Consider the following 19,570-nt stretch of genomic DNA (forward strand, 5'->3'; position numbering starts at 1 on the left):
TAATGGATCGGGGTGCTTCAATGAAAAGTATCTTTGAAACAAAGCATGCTTCTGAAATTACAGATCGTATTGATCGACTCCGTGAAGATTCCACACCTCTGTGGGGAACCATGCAGGTTTCTCAAATGTTAGCTCACTGTGTGGCTTTTCATGATATTCCCTTGGGTAATACGTTCCCGCCGAGAGGGTTGCTCGGAAGACTTGTTGGACGGTTTGCCAAACCGATGTTTTACAATGAAAAGCCCTTACCACAAAATATGTCGACCATTCCAACGATCGTTATTGATGATGATCGAGTGTTTAGGACGGAGAAAGAAAAGCTGAAACAGCAGATTACCACTTTTCAAGTAAACGGCTCAGATCACTGCTCCCATCATCCTCATCCTTTCTTCGGAAAACTAACGCCTGAGCAATGGGGAAAAGGCATCTATAAACATCTGGACCATCATCTCAAACAATTTGGAGTTTAATCTAATCTTGGCAGATCGCATAATCCGAAAAAAGCCCATGACAAGATTATGGCTTAATCACACATCTCTGCATGGTTCAAGCTTCATGATGTCATGGGCAATATGAAGTAAAGCTCTTACTCTTTACTTTCCACTTTCTGTACACAGCCAGTGACGGTCACGACCGATTTTCCTGGAATGTTCACGATAAAAGATTGCTCTTCTTCCGCTGCGGTAACTCTCTCCTGACAAACCAGATCCAGTTCCGCATTGGTTACGTAAGACTGCATTGTCGTAATTCGTCCATTTAATCCTAGCTCATGAAGGTCTAGTTGCACGCATTTGTCATGTTCACCATGATTCACAAAAACAGCAGTCACGGTCTGCTCTCCTACATGGACATAGGCAGAACCTAACAAACCGCTGTCGGCTTCCTCACCAAGCCCGGTCAAGTCGATTCGCTTCGCACCAGGCCGAATAAATCGGCTATAGTTACCGAGTACCCACAGCATCTTCGAGGTCAAAATATTTTGCTCATCGCCATTTTCATTAAAATCCGTATAGATTAATCCATCTTTGTAATCTACTTTGGAAACCGCTGTCCACCATTGCCAAGCTGCCGCATTCGCTTCCACCAGATCAAAATGAATCGTTCTTGCCACATGAAGGGCTGGCTCGATCCCTAAATCACGTCCAGGACCATAATCCCCCAGAATGCAATATTCCGTCACCCAGTATTTGCTCTCTTCATCGTAATGCTTCATGTTCGTGTGCAGCAATTGCCTCAATCTGACTAACCGATCATCCCCCGGATTACTGTAGTCAGACCAGTATGAATGAGAAGCCATTTTATTTCCTATCGCTTCTTTCACCTCAGGATCACCGATCATATCCTTTATGTATTCCCGATACTTCCCTGTTCCCAGCTTGTTAGCGCCGCTTGAATACGTACCACTTCCCGCAAACTGACGATAGTATTCGTCGTCCAAGAGCGACGTAATTTCCACACCGTCCGGTGCACTGATCCGTGTCTGTAAATCGGTCTGCTGTAACTGGCGATATAATTCCAGAATCACTTGCTTCAGATCATCATTATTATAACGATTTCCCTCCTGCCAAGACTGATTCCAGTCCCAAGTCGGCTCGTTGATCGGGCTAATATAGTCAAAAGCAAGTCCTTTTCCCTTGAAATACGATAAAACATCAATTAGATACGACGCGAACTTTCCATTATACTCCGGTTTCAGATTCGTCGAACCCACTTCAAGATCAGGCTGGGCATGCCCATTTTTGGTCATCCATACCGGCGGACTATTTACAAATGCGATAAGTGTCCCAACTCCCCGATCACGCGCGGCTTGAAGGAACCACTGTTGGCCCGACTGTTTACTCCAGTCATACTCGTGCTCCTCTGATATTTTGAAAGCTTCGGCTCTTCTCCAAGGGTCGGGAATTCGATCCTGATCGGTTTCTGTTGAACCTGCGCCTATGTTAAAACGCCATGCGGACAACCCGATGCCTCGCTCCCTGGAAAATAACAGATCGGCGATTTGCGCCTTGTTTTCCTCGCTCCAATGCTTCCCTAGCGGTTCCATCGACCACGCATCCGACGCGCCAAAATTGTCTATACTCTGATAACATATATTTCCATCAATCGTGACTTGTGCATCCAGCCTATCGTTTGCTTTTGGGGTATCTCTTTGCATCCCTCATCCTCCTCTTCCTGGTCTATCTTTGCAGATCTTTGCACTCCAAACCGTTCATTGGCTATGGGTTAGAGACTGCCAGCTATGTAGGCAGCCTCTTATATTTTTTCGAATTCAGTGTCCTTCTCAAGTTATAAAGGAAATATTCCCCCTTTAATCCCTGCTCCGATTCCTGTTATCCTACAAGACCGGAACGTTCCACACTCTCCACAAAATGACGCTGAACGAACAAATAAATGATAATCAGTGGCAGAATCGCCATCAACACACTCGTATTCATCATCATGGACATGAAAAACGGGTCTTGTGTATAAGATGCCGCAGCCTGGCCTCCGCCCGTTAGATACGTCGCAATGGTAAAGCCCGAGGATGACATCATCGACGACATCACTTTAGGTTCATTCAAATACATATTGGTGAAGAAGGAGTCATTCCATTGCCATACGAACGAGAACAACATGACCGTAACCATTGAAGGGATCGCGTTAGGCAAAATAATGCGTCCAAACGTTTTGAAATATCCTGCACCATCCACGTAGGCAGCCTCTTCAATCTCACGCGGAATACCTCTGAAGAACTGGCGGAAAATGTAGACGTACAGACCTGTTTTCACACCCATACCGAGTGCTGCGGAGATCAGAAACGGCCAGTATGTGTTGATCAGATTAGCAGGACTGCCACGAAACAGCTCGATTAAGCCCATCACATCAAAATTCTTAAAATTCAGATAGAGCGGAATCATGATCGTCTGTGTAGGCACCAGAATGGTAAATATTACGGCAGCAAACAACAAACCACTGCCTCTGAACTTGATTCTTGCAAACCCATAGCCGGCTAGCACACAGGTTATCGTTTGCAGAAGCATAACCGCAGAGGATAACCATAAGGTGTTCATTAACACGCCGGGATAGTTCATTGCCGTAAAGACCAGTTTAAAGTTTTCGAGCGTAAACGTACGCGGAATCCAGATCACCGTTGGGTCATACAGATCGGACATGCTTTTAAAGGATATCGATATTTTCAATAAAATCGGATATAGAATGACAAATGAAATGCCAAAGATCAAGACAAACCGAACCAGAATCCACGCCCACTTCTTGATCGCTTCAAACCAGTAGGCCGTGGAACCTAGGCGATGCAGCCATTCCTTTTTCGCTGGCGGTTGCCCTGCTGCGGTTTCTGTCTTCATGTCAGGCCTCCTTCAGAATACTAGTTTTGATAAAAGACCTTGCGGGATACCAAGGCGGTCGTTACCCAGAGAATCAGTGCAATCACAGCAAAATACATCCAGGACATCGCCGCACTGAGCCCGAAGTTAAAGCTTTTGAAGGCCGTATCCACCACAAGTCGGCTCGTCTGATCACTGATGAAGCTATCCACGATGGTATACACCAGATTCGTCAGAATCAACGGGCTTAGCATCGGGAACGTAATTTTCCAAAAGGCTTCATAGCCTGTAGATCCTTCGATTTTGGCTGCTTCATACAGTGATGGAGAAATCGACTGCAAACCGGCAAGGAAAATTAGAATCTGGACGCCTGATTGACTGACAATCTCGTATATCCGGCTAACCGCACCTGTCAGATATTCGACCAAAATCGGACTCATGCCGGATTCAAGCAACATAATGGTCAGATCCAGATTTTTCATCACGGACAGTCCACCGCCCGTCATATCGTTGGCACTACGTACAACGGATTGCATCAAATCCCCGTTTTCGATACTCGCAATAATACCCGAAGCCAAAATAACCGGAAGGAAAAAAATCGCTCTCGCCAGCACCCTTCCATGAAACTTCTGATTCAGAATCACCGCAAAAAACAGGCTGAAAATAATGATTAACGGTGTATTTACGACAATATTGATTACAGATTCCGTCAACATCCTCACATAGGATTCATGAGAGAATAACGCCTCACGGAAATTCGCCAAACCGATAAACTCCAGCGTAAACCCTTCATTGGACACCTGCAGATTGCTCAGACTGTATCGGAACGAAGAGATCAGCGGCACCATGAAAAGTAACAAGAAACCGATGAACCAAGGCAGGATGAAATACAAACCGTAATATCTGTTTTTTTGCTCTAGGGATAATTTCTTAAGTTTCATTCCGGCATGTCACCTCCTACCCAGTAGCTCTTCGCTGCCACACGTGTGCCATTCCACTCCACAGCAGCATCGTTGTAATTCACAATGACCGTTTTACCTTTTTCGTAAGTCGTTTGATAAACACCCTTAGCCAGCTTCTCATGTTTAACAATCGTTTGATTCTGTACATCTTGCAACACATTCCTAAGTTCCTTATATCGCTCTGCTGATTCCTCGATCCAGCGCCGATAATCGGCTGAATATAACGCGTCAAAACTCGTCAGTTTGATCGCAGATGGATCTGCATAGAACCACGTGTAATACGGTGCCGATCCGGTTTCGATCGCCCGGAGCATCTGTACATGGGAATCCTGATCATCCGCCATATTCCAGGCCTGCCCTGCATATTGCACGAAGCCGTGATAGACCAGTTGGAAAAAGGGCACCGCTTCATCGGTGATGTTAAACCCGCTGTTGCTAACAGGTGCATCTACGATATGTCTGGCATAAGGGCTTGCATAACTATTGCCGCCCTCTACGAGAAGCGATGCATCCGAGCTGCGCACCTGCTCAAGCTGATTCATCACAACCTCTTTGGCTTGTTCGCGATTGATCACGTTAGCGCGGTTGAAGTCGGAATTCAGCTGGTCGCCTAAATCTCGAAGCGATAGACCTGTAAGTCCTGTTTCCTTATAATCTTGCAGAAATCCGCTCACAATGCCCGGCACCGCTTCCGGACTCAGGACATAACCTGGAGAGGCTTCATTCTCCTGTGTAAAGGAGGCGATATAGTACGGGAACAACTGCGCAAGTTTACCCGTAATTTGGCGAGAAGCATACGATTTTTTGAATCCCTTCGCTTCTGGGAACGCCTCCAGGAAGGATACGTCCGGATATAATCCAAAACCATTCTCTTGTGTATAGGCCTGTAGGCTTTGCAAACCTTTAGCGCCACCAAGCTTTTTATCAACATCGATGGACTTCGGCATATCATGATGCATACCTCCGTTAAACCACCCCGAGTACCGAAGCTGGATATCCTCCACACCAAGGCTTTGCATTTCTTTTAAAATATCCTGTGCCTCTTCGAACGTGGTAAGCGACTCATAAGCATTGTACGGGATGCCGAGGAAAAACTTTTTCTTCGGGATACCGCCGATCAATTCCACGTAAAAAGGGAGTTCCGTATCATCACCTAAACGGGTGAGATTCTTTTGCTCCGTCAGATAATCCCGATAAGTCGAGGCCATACCGGAATAGCTCGCATCATCTGCGCTCAAAAATTCATAGATAACGGACATTTCATTATGAAAAGGCTGTGCCTGAAACCGTTTGACTGTGCTGGAACGCCAGCCGTTCGTCAGGGTAACCTCTTCCATACTGCTGAGTGAAAAACTGGAATGCACCGTATTGTACTGGTTCAATCTTCCGCTGACATCCGCTTCAACAGACGCAACCGCATCACCTTTATCAATGACAGCAAGATATCCTTTGTCTCCGTAACTCATACCAAACACCGGCATTCTCGCCTTCTGTTCCTTCTGGATCTGGGAGAGCTGATTTACAGCATGATCACTTCCATACAGAGCCGTACTATATGGGGATACTGACGTTTTTTTATTATTAAAATAAATCAGAGATCCCGATCCGTCTGGCACCAGACTGTATCCTTTATCTTTTGGACCGCTTGCTCCAAAAAACGGCAGCAGGGACAAGGATTGAATTTTCATCGTATCTGGATACTGGATTCCATTTTCCGGAATGGAAACACGCAGATGTCCTTGCTCCAGCCGATACTGGACAGGCACAATGACACTTGCGCTCCCGCTTTCCTCTTCACCGTAGGCCGCTTTGTCTATGGCAATCTGTGCCTCATCATAGCCGACAGACTCGAAAATTCGGGTTACTTTGGACAAACCTACGCCTTTCAGAGATGAATCCCGTCTTTCGTAGCGTTTGTTCTGCTCATCATACTTAAAGCGCTTCTCAATCTCTTTCTGGTCTTGTTCTTCCAGTTTCCCGAGAATTAATGTGTTAAAACGTTCTTCGCTAATATATTTAGGGATAGCTTCAATATCACTTTTGACTTCACCCAGCGTGTATACAACGTTGAAGCCGTCCTCTACTTTTTCAACTTCAAACTGACCACTCTCTACACTGTGCGTAAAATTATCGTATTTGAGCGCATTGCCCGTATTATCGTAATACGTCAATTCAAATTGCACATTCAGCTGGGACTTGTTATAACCGGTCGCAATGGTATCCTGTTCACGATCCTGCGGGTTAGAAAACCACATCGCACCATTCTTCTGATCCTTGACCGCAATCTCTGTCGTTTCCGGCTTTAGATACAGGATCAGGCCATCCTTTTCCGCAACAACTTCCATCCCCTCAGGAACAGTTACGGCTTCGTTCTTCTGTTGATTCGCAGATGCCGTCTGCGGTTCAGAGCTGGTCGCATCGGATTGCTTTTCCCCCTCACGTTCAGGATCCGTCGTTGTAGACTCTTGTTTTGTTAAAGTTTCCTGTGTTTTAGAAGACTCAGTAGCCGTACTCTGATCTGCCTCCTGTGAATCGCCAGATGTGGTTACCACACGTTCCGATACGGATTCCGCATAGTTGATATTTTGAGCCATAAACAAGCTTGCAATAAGGATGACCGCTGCAAACGCGGTACGCTTTTTTCTCATATCAGGCACCTCCCTTCTTCTCCTATTCGCGCAGTGTAATCTCTTGAAAGAGGGTATAACCGAAACTGATGATCTGCTGGATCAGGCTGAAGAAAAGCAGGCCCAGGAAGATCACAACACCCATGACAACTAGCGTAAGCAGCATGGTGGTAATCGTTTTCATGACCGAGTATTGATGTACTGTCTTGGTTCCAATAAACAGCAGCCACACAAACCAGATGACACCGAACGAATCCAGCAAGTAATAAAAAGAAGATTCGCGCAGCGTAATCACATTACTCAGCAAAATATTAGGAATGTTGACCAGAATAAGCGGAAGCATCGCATATCCTGTTGCAATCAAGATGTCTTTGAACTTACCTTCCCCGTCCATCAGCGTAGTCAAGGACCAATTGGAAATACACCAGAGTAGAAAAGGGAGAACGATATATTTGAACTCGTTAATACTATTAAGCGAGAGCGGATAGTTATCATTGACAACATACCCGGCAAACTGTCGCTTCAAGATCATCGTTATCGTGACAGCCAGAAGCACTAGCAATGCAACGCGCAATCTGCCTTTATTTTCATATTTCAAATCCCAGTATCCGTCAAAAGGACGTACCGCGACATGCAGAGAGTATTTGAGTTCCTTAATTAGCGACATCTCTGACCCCCCTCTCATTCCTTGTTCTGGCGATCCGGCGCCAGACGATGACGCTGATTAGCAAGGCAATTGCTACAGTCATGTACATTCCGAAATATTCACGCATGTATTCTCTCCGATATTTCGCTAAAGCTTTGGAATAGTATTCGCGGTCATTCCCTAATTTCAGATAGGTCATTGCGTCCTTGTACTTTCCTTCTCGCAGCATCGATTTGCCGATACCGATATAGGCCATCTCATAGTTCGCGTCAAGGCGCAACACCTCTTGCCATAACTTCGCGGCTTCCGTATGTTTGCCAGAGCTGTACAACCGATTGGCCTCATTAACCAGGCTTCCAAACGTTGTTGCCTTGAACTCCGTAATTCGCCCGAGATCCCGATCCAGTACGTAGATAGCGTCCCCATAGCTTTCGATGGCGACCGGATTTTTGAATGTACCGATCTGGTTGCCAAGCTGACCTATGACATAGAGCAGATTACCATCCTCGTTATACGTGAACACCCGGCCTCTTGTTGAATCCAGCGCACGATAGACACCGTTACTGGACACCTGGATATCCACGAAGGAAGAGCGATTGAAGGTCAAGTCTCCGACCGGTGCAAATTCACCGTTAACCCGAAGTACGTCAATACCGGAGGGATTCAATCTTTTGACCGCAGAAAGCGAGTTTTTGTCCGCTGTTGTGGTGTAGATAAAACCGCCATCATCGATGTCCGCGTTGTTGAACTCCAGCGGGATAAACCGAATCATTTTCTCCCGTTGTTCCTTGGTGGATACGGTTTTCCAGAACAGGTCGACCGGATCAAACTGCACTCGATTGGTACCCATAAATCCGGTGAAACGTCCGTCACTATCAAACTCGATCAGTCCTTCAAAGACCCCGCGACCAACCACGTAGATCCGTCCAGCTTTGTCCACGATAACCTTGCGAGGAAAGTATTCAAACGTATCACTAAGCACATCCGACTCTGGTGCACCGATGGCCCGCACAAAAGTACCATCTTGATTCAACTCTACGATTCGTCTGTTTTCGGTATCCGCAACGTAGATTTGACCTGCTTCCGTCACAAAAAGTCCCTCAGGATTGTTAAAGCTGTCCTTTTTACCGTCATGGTTAAACTCTTGAATGACCCGAACCGTTTCCCATTTCTCGTTCAAGACAACGATCCGTCCATTGCCTGAATCCAGAATATAGAGCAAGCCATCTTTCGCAGCATATAAATCCAGCGGAGACTGCCATGCTCCTGTTCCGGCCTCATCCCCTGTGATTACTCTGGAGGGAAGAAACGCAATCGGTGACTTCACCGCATCTCCCCAATAGTTGTAGGTATATCCCTCATACGGTGCCGCATGAGCCTGGTTATGTCCGAATCCGGCAATCAGCAGGGAAGCTGCCAGAACGATTAGCCATGATTTCACTCTCATCTGTAACACCCTCTCCCTTAATCCTTCATGCCGGATGAAGCCATCGTTTGAATGACATTGCTCTGCGACAATACAAACGTCACGATCGGCACCGTCATCATGATGACCGCTACTGCAGCGCCTACCCCTGCACGAGCAATTCCCCCTTGAACAATCTGTCCCATGGCGTAATGCATCGTTTTGAGCTGCTCACTGTAGATAAAACTGCCGCCATCCGTTCCCCACAGCATCTGCATCATCAGGATTAGCAGGGTTAACCAAGCCGGTTTAACGAGCGGCATAACAACCTGTATGAAAATCCGGTATTCGCTCGCACCATCCATTTTCGCCGCTTCCAGCAATGCATCCGGGATCTGCTCCATAAACTGCTTCATCAGATACAAACCCAGCGGATAAGCAAAGGCAGGGATAATAATCGCTTGATACGAGTCGAGCCACCCAAGGGTCGACATGATCATGTAATTCGGGATTGCCGTGACATGTGGCGAGAACATAAGCGACAATACGATGACTGTAAACAGCACCTTGTGTCCGCGAAATTTATGTTTCGCTAGTGGGTATGCAGCCGCCGAGGCCAGAATGATATGACCGAACGTACCCGCCGCAGTAATAAACACGGTATTAAAAATGTATCTCGAAAAAGGAACCCATGAATTTTTCATCACCTGAAACAAATCCGAGAAATTCTCGAACGTCGGATTGCGAACAAACAGGGTTGGCGGGAAAATGAACAGCTCATCCAGCGGTTTAAACGCATTATTAATGACATAGATGAGCGGAACCGCCATAAATGCGCCAAATCCGCCAAGTAGCAGGAACAGCAGGATGTCGACCTGCCAGGATCGGTTGATTTTTCGTTTCATACGCAGGGCTATCTTCATCTGCTATTCCCCCACTCTCTTCAGAAGCTTTTGTACAAGCAGGTTGGAACCCAGCATCAGACCGAACAACACCGTTGCAATGGCAGACGCATAACCCATTTCGAAGCGGATCGTTCCGTAATCCATCAAGTGAGTGACGATCGTATGCGCACCGTACTGCACACTTGGGAACCCTGCTAGCGCCGTAGCAACTTCGGCAACCGCCAAGGACGCAGTAATCTGAATGACCGCACCAAACATCAACTGAGGCCGCATCGAAGGCAGCGTAATGTACCATAACTCCTGCCAGCGATTTTGTACCCCATCGATTGCTCCTGCTTCATACAGCGTACGATCCACGGTCTGCAAACCGGCGATGAACGCCAGGAAACTGGTTCCCAAGCTGAGCCACAGCTGCACTAGCATGATGATCGCCAGCATATATTTCGGATCTTGAAGCCACAGGATCGGTTCGTAAAGAATGCCTGTTTTCATCAAGAAACCGTTCATAATGCCGTATGAATCCCCGGAGAATATAATTTGCCAAATAAAAAACACATTGCCTGAAATTGAAGGTGCAAAAAAGATCAGGGTCATAAAGGCTCTCACCTTGGGATTCAGCTCATTAATCAGCCACGCGAATACAAAACAAGCGATGTAGCTGATTGGGCCGGTGACCACCGAGAAAATAATTGTATTTTTGAGACCAATCAAGAACACATCATCATTCCAGAGCAGCTTGGAATAGTTCTCCCAGCCGACCCATTGCGGAAACTCCAGCATATTGAAGTTAGTAAAGCTGAAGAAAATGGAGATGATGACGGGAAACACGGTAAATAGTAAAAACAACAACATATACGGAGATAGTAGAACATACAGATGTTTATCCCGCTTCATATCTCTGACAAAGAGTTCCCATTTCCCCGGCATGCCGGCAGGCGTGCGCTTGGGCCGAGAACCGGTTTTGTTCACCATTTCTGTCTTTTGCAAAAGAGTCCCTCCCTAGCGCATTCCGTCCAATTTAAACTCTTTTCGTTTCTGCTGAATTTCGTAGTTAATTTCCTGCACATAATCATAGATGGCATCCGTGGAATTGGTACCGTTATTCACGACCTCACGCAAGGCATTGTCCAGATGGCGACCTGTAAAGTAACCTCCAGGCACTTCAGGCACGCCCTGCACCCACTCCCATTGTTCTTCCAAACTGCGATAATCGCGGATTGGCCAAGGCAATTCCTGTAATGCTTCAATGTTGGCTGTCGGATAGCGCGCCGCAGCTCCCATCAGACCTTCCATTTCCCGTCCGAATCGAACTTGTGCATCCTTACTAACCCACCATTTCATGAATTCCCATGCCGCATCCTTATGTTTGGATTGTTTCAGCATGACCGTCGCCGTGCCACCACTAGCCACATCCCGTTTGATGCTTCCGTCCTTCTGCTTGATTCCTGGAACCGGGATAAACTCCCATAATCCTTTGATCTCTGGCGCAGATACAGACAAATAGTTGTAGAAGGTGTAATCCATAATGCCCACTGGCATTTCACCTGTTCTAAAGCGCATCGGGAAATCAAAGGTGAGCGGAAGTTTATAACTGGTATAAAAATTCGTCCATTCTTTGAACGCTTCCAGCCCCGTTTCCGTATCCATACCACTTCTGGCACCTTGGTCTAAATAGAATGAACCACCCATTTGATAGAGCAGCATTGCATACGCCCGGTTTACTTCGAGTACCGGTACACCTGTGGTTTGAGCAAGCGGCAGTGCCATTTCCATGTTATGCTTCTGCAGCACCGGAATCATGGCATACACATCTTCCCACGTCTGAGGTGGCTCAAGGTCAAGCTGTTCCAGAATATCTTTCCGGTAAAATAACATATTGAATATTTGCTGTTCCGGTAGGGCAAATACTTGATCCTCAAATTGATAAGGAACCATGGCACTGTCCCTGAACTGTTTGATCAATTCGTGGTACCCCGGATACGTAGACAGATCCTCTGCCGCATGCCGCATCCCGAAGTTAACCGGCACATCATTGCCTACTTGCATCGCCACATCCGGTCCTTCTCCTGCAAGGGAGGCGCGGAGCAACACGTCGGCATTGACCAGCTTGAGATTGACACTAATGCCTGTCAGCGGTGTAAACGTGTCATCAATCATCGCTTTTAATACCTGCGCCTGGTCGCGGCCTGTACCAATCCAGACGGTAACGGATTTATCTTCATCCGCTGTGCTACCGATGGTGTCGTAATCTTCAAAGAAAGAATGGAAGAAAGACGAAACCTCATGCCCTGCTTTGCGGAAGGCCGAATCATTTGCGTTTGGCAACTTCTCATCAGGGGAAGCTAAGAGCAGATAGTCAATTTCCAGCGGTTGCTCCCGAACTTCCAGAAGCCAAGAACCGACACTTCCGACGTTGATTTTGAATTGAGATAACCGTTTCTGAACCGTTTCCGGTTTGTCAGCCAGATCAGCCAGTTGATAAGCGGTTTTATTCAAAATCGCGGTTTTATCACTCTTTTCACCTGTTAGACGAATTAATTCTTCAGAAACCGCATTCAAGATATCGCTTTGCTTATGAAATACTTCCACCATATCTGGAATCTGCTTCTCTAATTGATAATCGCGATATGGGTCAGGCACATTGCCTGTGATCATCAGAATTTTTCGATACATCGCATTGATCTCAAGCACGCTGGCTTCAACCTGACGGATCAAAGGCGCAATGGCCCCAAGACTGACCTCAAGCCGCAAATCATGTTTTCCTTTGGTTAAATAAAATAAATACGGCTCTTCCTCGCTCCCAAGCACATGCATCTGCCAATCCGAATCATAGAAGAATGGAATCTGCATCATCTCTTTGAATGGCGTTTGGTTATCGATCTGCAACGAGCGTGTGGAATATATGCCTCTCAGCAATTCCTGTCTGCCTTTGATTGCAATTTTATATAAGCCATCCTCCGGAACATCCATTTCCCATGCAATCCATTGCCCCGGCACACGCCAGTTGTTCCCACCAATGGTGTTCATTCTGATTTTGGAAACATCATAAGGTTCTGTTGAGGTGCTGGATCGATCTGTAATCGGATACAAGGTCGGTGATGACTTGGTTGCGGCCTGTTCCCCTTGAACTTTGATCAAGTGTCCGCTTGTTTCCGCGTATCCTTTCGATTCGTACTCCTGCTTCAGTTCCGCATAGGATGGCGGCTCTTCGTAATGATGTAGTTTGATCGAATCAATGACCATCGGCTCCCGTGTCGATACAAGCTTTATGGAGTGTTTCCCTGCTGAAAAATAAAACTGGTACGGCTCTTCATAATAGCCTTCTTTATCTCTCAGGATGGACTCCTGCCACATGGGTGCTTCAATCTGACGCGGACGCAAGTCATTGCCTCTATTGTCTTGCTCAATTTCGGATTTTTCATTGACCCAAACCCGATGAAAGCTCATGTTGCGTGCACTGTTGAAAGGGATCTCCCCATCAATCCATAACTCGCGTTCGATCGCAGAGCTCTTTCCTTGAATCGGGTAATAACGCAACGTCATGTGATACATGCCGGATTCCGGAACATCCACGTCCCATTGCATGGAACCGCTCTCCTCTGTTCGTATAAACTTGCCCGTTTCGCCGCCGAGCTCTGTGATCATCTCTGGTTTCATTCCTTCAGCAGCTGTGTAATCTGCTCCCTGAATGACAATTTCTCTGGAAGGCCGCTTCTCGTTCTGGTATTGCTGCAGATAATAATCATAGCTACCCTCCGCAGCAGACTCCGATATCGGCATCACACGGCTCGGATCTGATGTTCGATTTCCGGATTTGGAATTACCGCTCGCACCGGAACTAAATATCGCGTACACCACGACGAGCATGACCATGACGACGACAATCGTCACTCGGGATAATGTGAATTTCACCCAATGCCCCTCCTTTAACTGACTCTCTTAAACGTAATCAGATGGACGGCCTGCAAATTTGTTTCCCGGCTAACCGAGAACAGATATGAGGCCGTCAACTTATATCCATTATTTTTTCTTGTCTTGCTCACCGCTTAGTACTTTTTTCGCCGCAGCCTGAGCAGGTGCAATGACTTGTGCAATACCTGTGGAAGGTGTAATTTCACCTTTCACAAATTTCTCGGTTACGCTGTCCAATTGCTCTTTGATACCCAGACCGCCGAAGCGTCCGCCAAATAAACGTTGTACCTTGCCATCATCATTCATCGCATTCGCGATTGAAGTTTCATCCGGTAAAATATTTTCAAGAGACAGTCTGCGGTTATCCTGCCAGTTATCAAAGTCTTGCAGATCTTCCCAGATCTTCACGATCACATCTGCATCCTTAACACCTTTCGGAATAACATAAGCTGCCGTCTGACCGAATGGTTCATAGTAAGAGTTCGCTTTAGGGCCCTTAGGCATATAAACATATCCCCACTCATCCTTCAGCTTATCTACAATCCGGCCTTCAACCTCCCAGAGTCCACCAGGATACATTGCAATCGTGCCTTCTCCGAAATATTTGGCTGGATCTTCCCAGTCGTTGCCTCCGTTGGCTTTGATCACTTTATGCTCGGTGTACAAGCTATGCAGGAAGTTGAGCGCTTCCATCGCTTCGGGAGAATTAAACGTCACTTTGCCTGTCTGCTCATCGTACAGTTTGCCGCCGTTGCTGGCGATCAGCATTTCCGAAAGCACGTAATGTGCTCCAGCCAGACCGTATTGATCCATTTTACCGTCACCATTGCGGTCAACGGTTAGCTTTTTGGCTGCATCCAGCATCGTATTCCAGTTCCAATTATCCTCATCCATTAACTGCTGTGGGTCTTTTAAACCCGCTTCCTTGAAAATCCGCTTGTTATAGAACAAGCCGCTTTCGTTCGGTGTATACCAGCTTTCGAGACCATACACCTTGTCACCGCCAAAGCGCATCGAGTCCACAACATCCTTCTCGACCCGAGTGTCTTTGAGATAATCATCCAGCGTGGTCAGGAATCCACCATGCATAAGTCCCCAGATGAAACCATCAGGAATGCGGACAATTTCCGCAAAAGGCTCGTTCGCAAGCACGGAGGAAGACAGTTTTTCAGATGTAGACCAGTATTCGGTGTTCAGATACTTGATTTTCACGTTATATTTTTCTTCCACCATTTTGATTCGCTCACGCGCCAGTTCATCTGACTCTGAATCCCCTTGGGGAGTGGCATCCCACCAGTGAGATATGCGAATGACCCGTCCGTTCAAATCAGGAGCTGGCACAGCCTCTTCCTTCTCTTCTTCCTTGGCAGGTGTGGTGTTAGTCTCCGTCTCAGCTGGTTTAGTCGCAACAGGCTCGGCTGGTTTATCATTAGAACCACTACATGCAGACAAAAGCATAATCAAAGCGGCAAACAAAACGATGAACATGATTTGGTTAGAAATCAATTTTTTCAACATGGGTTGCCTCCCTTAAGTAAATGATTTTACTTTACTTGCTTTTTTCGCCCTTCAGTACTTTCTGAATTCCTGCCTGTGCAGGTCCGATGACCTGAGCAACACCTGTAGATGGAGTCACTTCACCTTTCACGAACTTTTCGGTTACACTGCCGAGAGCTTCCTTAACACCTAATCCTCCAGCACGAGCACCGTATACACGTTCAACCTGTCCGTTGTCATTCATGGCATTAGCGATCGAAGCTTCGTCAGGCAAAATGTTTTCTAACCACAGACGGTGATTATCCTGCCAGTTGTCAAAGTCCTGAAGCTCTTCCCAAATTTTCACGATGATATCGGCATCCTTAACGCCCTTAGGAATAACAAAACTTTCTGTACTGTTGACTGTATCCAGATACGTTTTTGCTTTTGGACCTTTAGGCATGTAAACATAACCCCAGTCGTCCTTTAACTTATCCAGAATACGGCCTTCGACTTCCCATAATCCGCCAGGGTACATCGCAATGTTGCCTTCTGAGAAAAATTTGGATGGGTCTTCCCAATCATTACCGGCATTGGCCTTCACAACTTTGTGGTCGTTGTACAGACTATACAAAAAGTTAAGCGCTTCCAAGGATTCAGGTGAATCAAACGCTGCCTTTTGCGTTGCCTCGTCATACATCTTGCCGCCGTTGCTTCCAATCAGCATTTCGTGAAGTACATAGTACGCACCCGACAGACCATACTGATCCATCTTGCCGTCACCGTTTTTATCTACGGTTAGCTTCTTGACAGCATCCAGCATCGTATCCCAGTTCCAGTTATCCTCTTCCATCAATTGCTGCGGATCTTTCAAACCAGCTTCCTTGAATATTCGTTTATTGTAAAACATTCCGCTGTCATTCGGGGTATACCAACCCGTCAGTCCATATACTTTATCACTGCCAAATCGCATCGAATCGATGACATCCGGCTTGATCTGCGTATCCTTCAGATATTCGTCCAGTGGTGTAAGGAATCCGCCCTGCATAAGACCCCAAATATTACCGTCAGGCACACGCACAATCTCTGCAAATGGTTCATTCGCCATCACGGATGAAGAAATTTTCTCGGATGTTGCTCCGTAATCTGTATTCAAGTAAGAAATTTTAACGTTGTATTTCTCTTCTACATTTTTGATTCGTTCACGAGCGCGCTCATCTGCCTCCGAATCTCCTTTGGGAGATGCATCCCACCAGTTCGATATGCGAACAGCTCTGCCGTTCAAATCCACCTTAGGCTCCTGTTTTTCCTGTACAGGTTCGACTGCCGCTTCTTTGTTTTTATCCGCCGGTGGCTGGGTCGCTGTATCAGATGGTGTACTTCCACCACTGCAACCAGCAATAATGGTTACCAGTAAGGTGAAAATCACCAACAGGCTGAACCTCTTCTTTCTCACAAACTTCATCTTTCACACGCTCCCCCTCAAAGTTAGATAAAGATGAATCAAGCTTGCATCATACTTGGATGACTTCCTCGAGTGACTTAATTCATCACAAGGCTGTCACGGATGGGAACTTGAAAACCTGCCAACCCCCTTCATCAGAAAGCGCTTACGAAATTGTTAGGAGTTAATGAAACGGATTTCATGAAACCCATTTCATTATAGTATCATGAAAAGCCTTGGGTCAATACATATTCTGTTATTATTTAGAATATTTTGATCCCTCCTGATTCATTCCGCACAATTTAAGGAAAACATAACACTTAAAGGGGATAAATCTTCAAAACCCTCTAACATCAGACTAAATGACAACGTAGAGGGCTTCAGTAATATATGAAATACGAATTTAAATTTGAAAATTTATGAATGATTCTACTTCTTGAGTCCATTTCCCCTCTTCATCCGCCAACAATGTCTTCCATCCGAGGTGTTTAGCCGAATGCAAATTTTTCTCTTGGTCATCAATAAACAGTACGTCTACTCCACCTGCCAGATGCGTTTCAACCAGTTGATATATTTCAATCTCCGGTTTGCATAAACCTACTTGATTCGAGATCGTTACACTTTTTGCATAATGGCTTAAGCTATCCAGATTCGGTTGTATCCATTCGCTGCAATGATTGCTAAGTAGATGAATATCGGCGGACTCACTCCAGCGCTCAAGGTACCCAGCAGCAGGTAACGGAACGATTGAATCAAATAGGATGTCTCTTGCTCGGCCGATCGGTAATTCAGGAAACATTTCGCCTAAGGAAATCCAAAACTCTTCTTCCTTCATTTTCCCAGTCCAAAGCTGTTTCTTAATGCTCCCAAAATGCATTTTTAATTGATCTGCTGACAGGTTCGTTTCCTGAATCATTTCTTTCCAGCACATTAACGACATATTACTTAACAACACACCTGCAATATCTAAAACAAGCTGTGGCTTGTCTCTCATCACATCAACCTCCGGTTCATTGATAATACTGAATTAAAGATGTGTCCACTCCGTGATTATGTAAATCATCTATTCAATTTGTATAAGCAGCATAACCGTTTCAAATCACTTAAAAGCATCGTGGAGCAGAAAGGCATGCACGCCTTTCACACCATTCACAATTTGCGTGATACGCAGATCAATCACTGCGCTTCCCAGCGCAATCGCTTCTACCCGCTCCAGGCCATATAACTCGCCCATCAGGTCTAACATGCCATCCAACGCTTGAACCGTTGCTTCATTCAAGTCCTCATCAAAACCAAAGGTAATCCATCCAGAAGGCGTATGCGCACGTGGATTGGTCAGCTTTATATCCTCTATGACATTCACTGTGAGATCTACAAGCTCCATGGCACATTCAATCGCCTGACAGCTGACTTCTCCATCGCCTTGCCGTGCATGACCATCACCAATGGCCAGATAACCCCCATCTACAGGAACAGGCAGATATAACTTACTTCCCTGTACTAGTTCCTTGCAGTCGATGTTCCCTCCACAATATCGCGGCGGCCAGGTCGTATGAATTCCTCTTGATTCTGGCGGCATGCCTACGACACCCATGAATGGATTTAAGGATACGCTGTATGACTTGCCCCGTACCTCACAAGAGCCACTCATCGCTTGTCGATCAAGTGTCCAATTTAGAGACAGTTCTTGGACCTCTGTTAGATGCAATTTCTGATTCTGCCAGTTGGGATATCCACCTGCGGAAGTAAACCCGTAACTGCCTGGTATAATCTCATTGAAAATGATCTCGAGTGTCTTTCCCTGCTTCGCCTCTTCAATATAGATTGGGCCGATTAAGGCGTGCCCTCCATCTTTTTCACCTTGTCGTGGAAAAGGTTTGATCCGTTTCGCATAACTTACTCCCGTGCCCCAACCTGCGTCCAGCGTCTGAAAACGTATGGAATCACCTGACTTGATCTTTAAAATCGGCGTTACCTCATCCGTAAATGAACCAATCAGATTTTCCTGAGCCAATGTAATCGTATGAATACTCACAACAATCCCTCCCCGGCCAGATATTGTTTTAACGGCTCCATATGATGCTGGTCATGCCATATAAAATCTTTAAGGTATTGGGGAATGTAAAATACATTATCCTTGTTCTCTGGATCCACATATCGTTGATAAAGCTGTTCCTCCGATAACCCTCGAATATCATTCATAATTTTGTGACGGTAAGTGATCGCCTTGTCGACAATTTCGGACGGCTCTGTGCGGTTCCCGTACTCCACAGCTTTGCGATTAAACTCATCAAAATCCAGATGCTTCAACGTAATCTGCTGATTCAGGGCAATCTTCTCAATCGCTTCCTTGTAAAAATATCGATCCCATAACATCATATGGCTTACGATGGATTTGATCGTCCACTTTCCTTTTTCTAGACTGGAATTCCAGGTCTTTTCTTCGAGACGACTCAACGTTTTGACAAATAGCGTCCATTCTTCAAAAGCTAAAAGCAGTTGTTCCGTTTCTTTGTTCACACCAAACTTCCCCCTTCTCTTTGTAGAAGATGAATCATCACGATTCGCCCTTTCTAGTAAGCAACTGTTCAAGCGATTCTCTCGTCTTTGGATGCAAAATAATATCTTCCGAGTTCATCATGCCTTCTTCCACCTTAGTTCTGTGACTTCATCTTTACGGTCCGAATAGAACTTGATTGCATAAGGAAAAAATTCGTGAGGACAAAATTTCGTTAAATCATGAAATATCCCTTGCAAATATAACCCTTCATGCCAGCACTCAATGAAAACGTTCAACTTATGTTCAGTTACATATAAGAAATACCTCCAATAGGCAGAAAGCATGGTCATCCCCCCAGCTGGCTATTCCC

General features: G+C 46.0%; 16 protein-coding genes. 1 reads left to right on the plus strand and 15 read right to left on the minus strand.

The window, feature by feature from the left end; translation table 11 throughout:
• Positions 1 to 20: 20 nt before the first annotated feature.
• Positions 21 to 470 carry a DUF1569 domain-containing protein gene (locus MHI38_RS28210; protein WP_154886278.1) on the plus strand — a complete coding sequence of 150 codons (450 nt, stop codon included), beginning with the start codon at positions 21 to 23 and terminating at the stop codon, positions 468 to 470.
• A 116-nt stretch (positions 471 to 586) separates the two neighbouring features.
• Here the strand turns inward: MHI38_RS28210 and MHI38_RS28215 are convergent, their stop codons facing one another.
• The 15 genes from MHI38_RS28215 to MHI38_RS28285 form a co-directional block, all read right to left on the minus strand.
• A complete protein-coding gene (locus MHI38_RS28215; RefSeq protein WP_154886279.1) occupies positions 587 to 2,155 on the minus strand; it encodes a glycoside hydrolase in 1,569 nt (522 codons plus the stop codon).
• Between the two features lie 175 nt (positions 2,156 to 2,330).
• Positions 2,331 to 3,344 (minus strand): carbohydrate ABC transporter permease, encoded by a 1,014-nt coding sequence (locus MHI38_RS28220; protein WP_090920923.1) that lies wholly within the window; start codon positions 3,342 to 3,344, stop codon positions 2,331 to 2,333.
• A 20-nt stretch (positions 3,345 to 3,364) separates the two neighbouring features.
• Complete coding sequence (locus MHI38_RS28225; RefSeq protein WP_090920925.1) at positions 3,365 to 4,264, minus strand: carbohydrate ABC transporter permease; 900 nt, start codon at positions 4,262 to 4,264, stop codon at positions 3,365 to 3,367.
• Complete coding sequence (locus MHI38_RS28230) at positions 4,261 to 6,933, minus strand: DUF5696 domain-containing protein (protein WP_154983818.1); 2,673 nt, start codon at positions 6,931 to 6,933, stop codon at positions 4,261 to 4,263. The genes MHI38_RS28225 and MHI38_RS28230 overlap by 4 nt, the downstream gene beginning before the upstream one ends.
• 22 nt (positions 6,934 to 6,955) lie before the next feature.
• Positions 6,956 to 7,579 carry a Yip1 family protein gene (locus tag MHI38_RS28235; protein WP_090920930.1) on the minus strand — a complete coding sequence of 208 codons (624 nt, stop codon included), beginning with the start codon at positions 7,577 to 7,579 and terminating at the stop codon, positions 6,956 to 6,958.
• Entirely contained in the window at positions 7,566 to 8,999 is a 1,434-nt protein-coding gene (locus tag MHI38_RS28240) for a gluconolactonase (protein ID WP_341181981.1), read from the minus strand. Before MHI38_RS28240 ends, MHI38_RS28235 begins: the two co-directional genes overlap by 14 nt.
• 23 nt (positions 9,000 to 9,022) lie before the next feature.
• Complete coding sequence (locus tag MHI38_RS28245; protein WP_090920933.1) at positions 9,023 to 9,886, minus strand: carbohydrate ABC transporter permease; 864 nt, start codon at positions 9,884 to 9,886, stop codon at positions 9,023 to 9,025.
• A 3-nt stretch (positions 9,887 to 9,889) separates the two neighbouring features.
• The gene (locus MHI38_RS28250) at positions 9,890 to 10,795 is read right to left on the minus strand and encodes a carbohydrate ABC transporter permease (RefSeq protein WP_240037208.1); all 906 of its coding nucleotides are present in this window, start codon (positions 10,793 to 10,795) and stop codon (positions 9,890 to 9,892) included.
• 72 nt (positions 10,796 to 10,867) lie between these two features.
• A complete protein-coding gene (locus MHI38_RS28255; RefSeq protein ID WP_186812291.1) occupies positions 10,868 to 13,741 on the minus strand; it encodes an extracellular solute-binding protein in 2,874 nt (957 codons plus the stop codon).
• A gap of 147 nt (positions 13,742 to 13,888) precedes the next feature.
• A complete protein-coding gene (locus MHI38_RS28260) occupies positions 13,889 to 15,295 on the minus strand; it encodes an ABC transporter substrate-binding protein (RefSeq protein WP_341181982.1) in 1,407 nt (468 codons plus the stop codon).
• A gap of 34 nt (positions 15,296 to 15,329) precedes the next feature.
• Positions 15,330 to 16,721 carry an ABC transporter substrate-binding protein gene (locus tag MHI38_RS28265; protein WP_341181983.1) on the minus strand — a complete coding sequence of 464 codons (1,392 nt, stop codon included), beginning with the start codon at positions 16,719 to 16,721 and terminating at the stop codon, positions 15,330 to 15,332.
• 382 nt (positions 16,722 to 17,103) lie between these two features.
• Positions 17,104 to 17,694 (minus strand): HAD-IA family hydrolase, encoded by a 591-nt coding sequence (locus MHI38_RS28270; RefSeq protein ID WP_341181984.1) that lies wholly within the window; start codon positions 17,692 to 17,694, stop codon positions 17,104 to 17,106.
• Positions 17,695 to 17,799: 105 nt separating this feature from the next.
• On the minus strand, positions 17,800 to 18,735 hold the full coding sequence (locus tag MHI38_RS28275; RefSeq protein WP_341181985.1) for an acetamidase/formamidase family protein: 936 nt from the start codon (positions 18,733 to 18,735) through the stop codon (positions 17,800 to 17,802).
• Positions 18,732 to 19,220, minus strand: a complete 489-nt coding sequence (locus MHI38_RS28280; RefSeq protein ID WP_186811700.1) for a DinB family protein — start codon at positions 19,218 to 19,220, stop codon at positions 18,732 to 18,734. The genes MHI38_RS28275 and MHI38_RS28280 overlap by 4 nt, the downstream gene beginning before the upstream one ends.
• A gap of 117 nt (positions 19,221 to 19,337) precedes the next feature.
• Entirely contained in the window at positions 19,338 to 19,550 is a 213-nt protein-coding gene (locus MHI38_RS28285) for a DUF5662 family protein (protein ID WP_312027659.1), read from the minus strand.
• Between the last annotated feature and the right edge of the window lie 20 nt (positions 19,551 to 19,570).

Origin of the sequence: Paenibacillus sp. FSL K6-1558, from assembly GCF_038002565.1 — a bacterium.
GTDB classification, from domain to species: Bacteria; Bacillota; Bacilli; order Paenibacillales; family Paenibacillaceae; genus Paenibacillus; species Paenibacillus polysaccharolyticus.

What these genes read in the sequence shown, in the direction of transcription:
- MHI38_RS28210 (WP_154886278.1), top strand. Translation starts at nt 21, where the DNA reads ATGAAAAGTATCTTTGAAACAAAGCATGCTTCTGAAATTACAGATCGT.
- MHI38_RS28215 (WP_154886279.1), bottom strand. Translation starts at nt 2,155, where the DNA reads ATGCAAAGAGATACCCCAAAAGCAAACGATAGGCTGGATGCACAAGTC.
- MHI38_RS28220 (WP_090920923.1), bottom strand. Translation starts at nt 3,344, where the DNA reads ATGAAGACAGAAACCGCAGCAGGGCAACCGCCAGCGAAAAAGGAATGG.
- MHI38_RS28225 (WP_090920925.1), bottom strand. Translation starts at nt 4,264, where the DNA reads ATGAAACTTAAGAAATTATCCCTAGAGCAAAAAAACAGATATTACGGT.
- MHI38_RS28230 (WP_154983818.1), bottom strand. Translation starts at nt 6,933, where the DNA reads ATGAGAAAAAAGCGTACCGCGTTTGCAGCGGTCATCCTTATTGCAAGC.
- MHI38_RS28235 (WP_090920930.1), bottom strand. Translation starts at nt 7,579, where the DNA reads ATGTCGCTAATTAAGGAACTCAAATACTCTCTGCATGTCGCGGTACGT.
- MHI38_RS28245 (WP_090920933.1), bottom strand. Translation starts at nt 9,886, where the DNA reads ATGAAGATAGCCCTGCGTATGAAACGAAAAATCAACCGATCCTGGCAG.
- MHI38_RS28250 (WP_240037208.1), bottom strand. Translation starts at nt 10,795, where the DNA reads ATGCCGGGGAAATGGGAACTCTTTGTCAGAGATATGAAGCGGGATAAA.
- MHI38_RS28255 (WP_186812291.1), bottom strand. Translation starts at nt 13,741, where the DNA reads ATGGTCATGCTCGTCGTGGTGTACGCGATATTTAGTTCCGGTGCGAGC.
- MHI38_RS28265 (WP_341181983.1), bottom strand. Translation starts at nt 16,721, where the DNA reads ATGAAGTTTGTGAGAAAGAAGAGGTTCAGCCTGTTGGTGATTTTCACC.
- MHI38_RS28270 (WP_341181984.1), bottom strand. Translation starts at nt 17,694, where the DNA reads ATGAGAGACAAGCCACAGCTTGTTTTAGATATTGCAGGTGTGTTGTTA.
- MHI38_RS28285 (WP_312027659.1), bottom strand. Translation starts at nt 19,550, where the DNA reads ATGACCATGCTTTCTGCCTATTGGAGGTATTTCTTATATGTAACTGAA.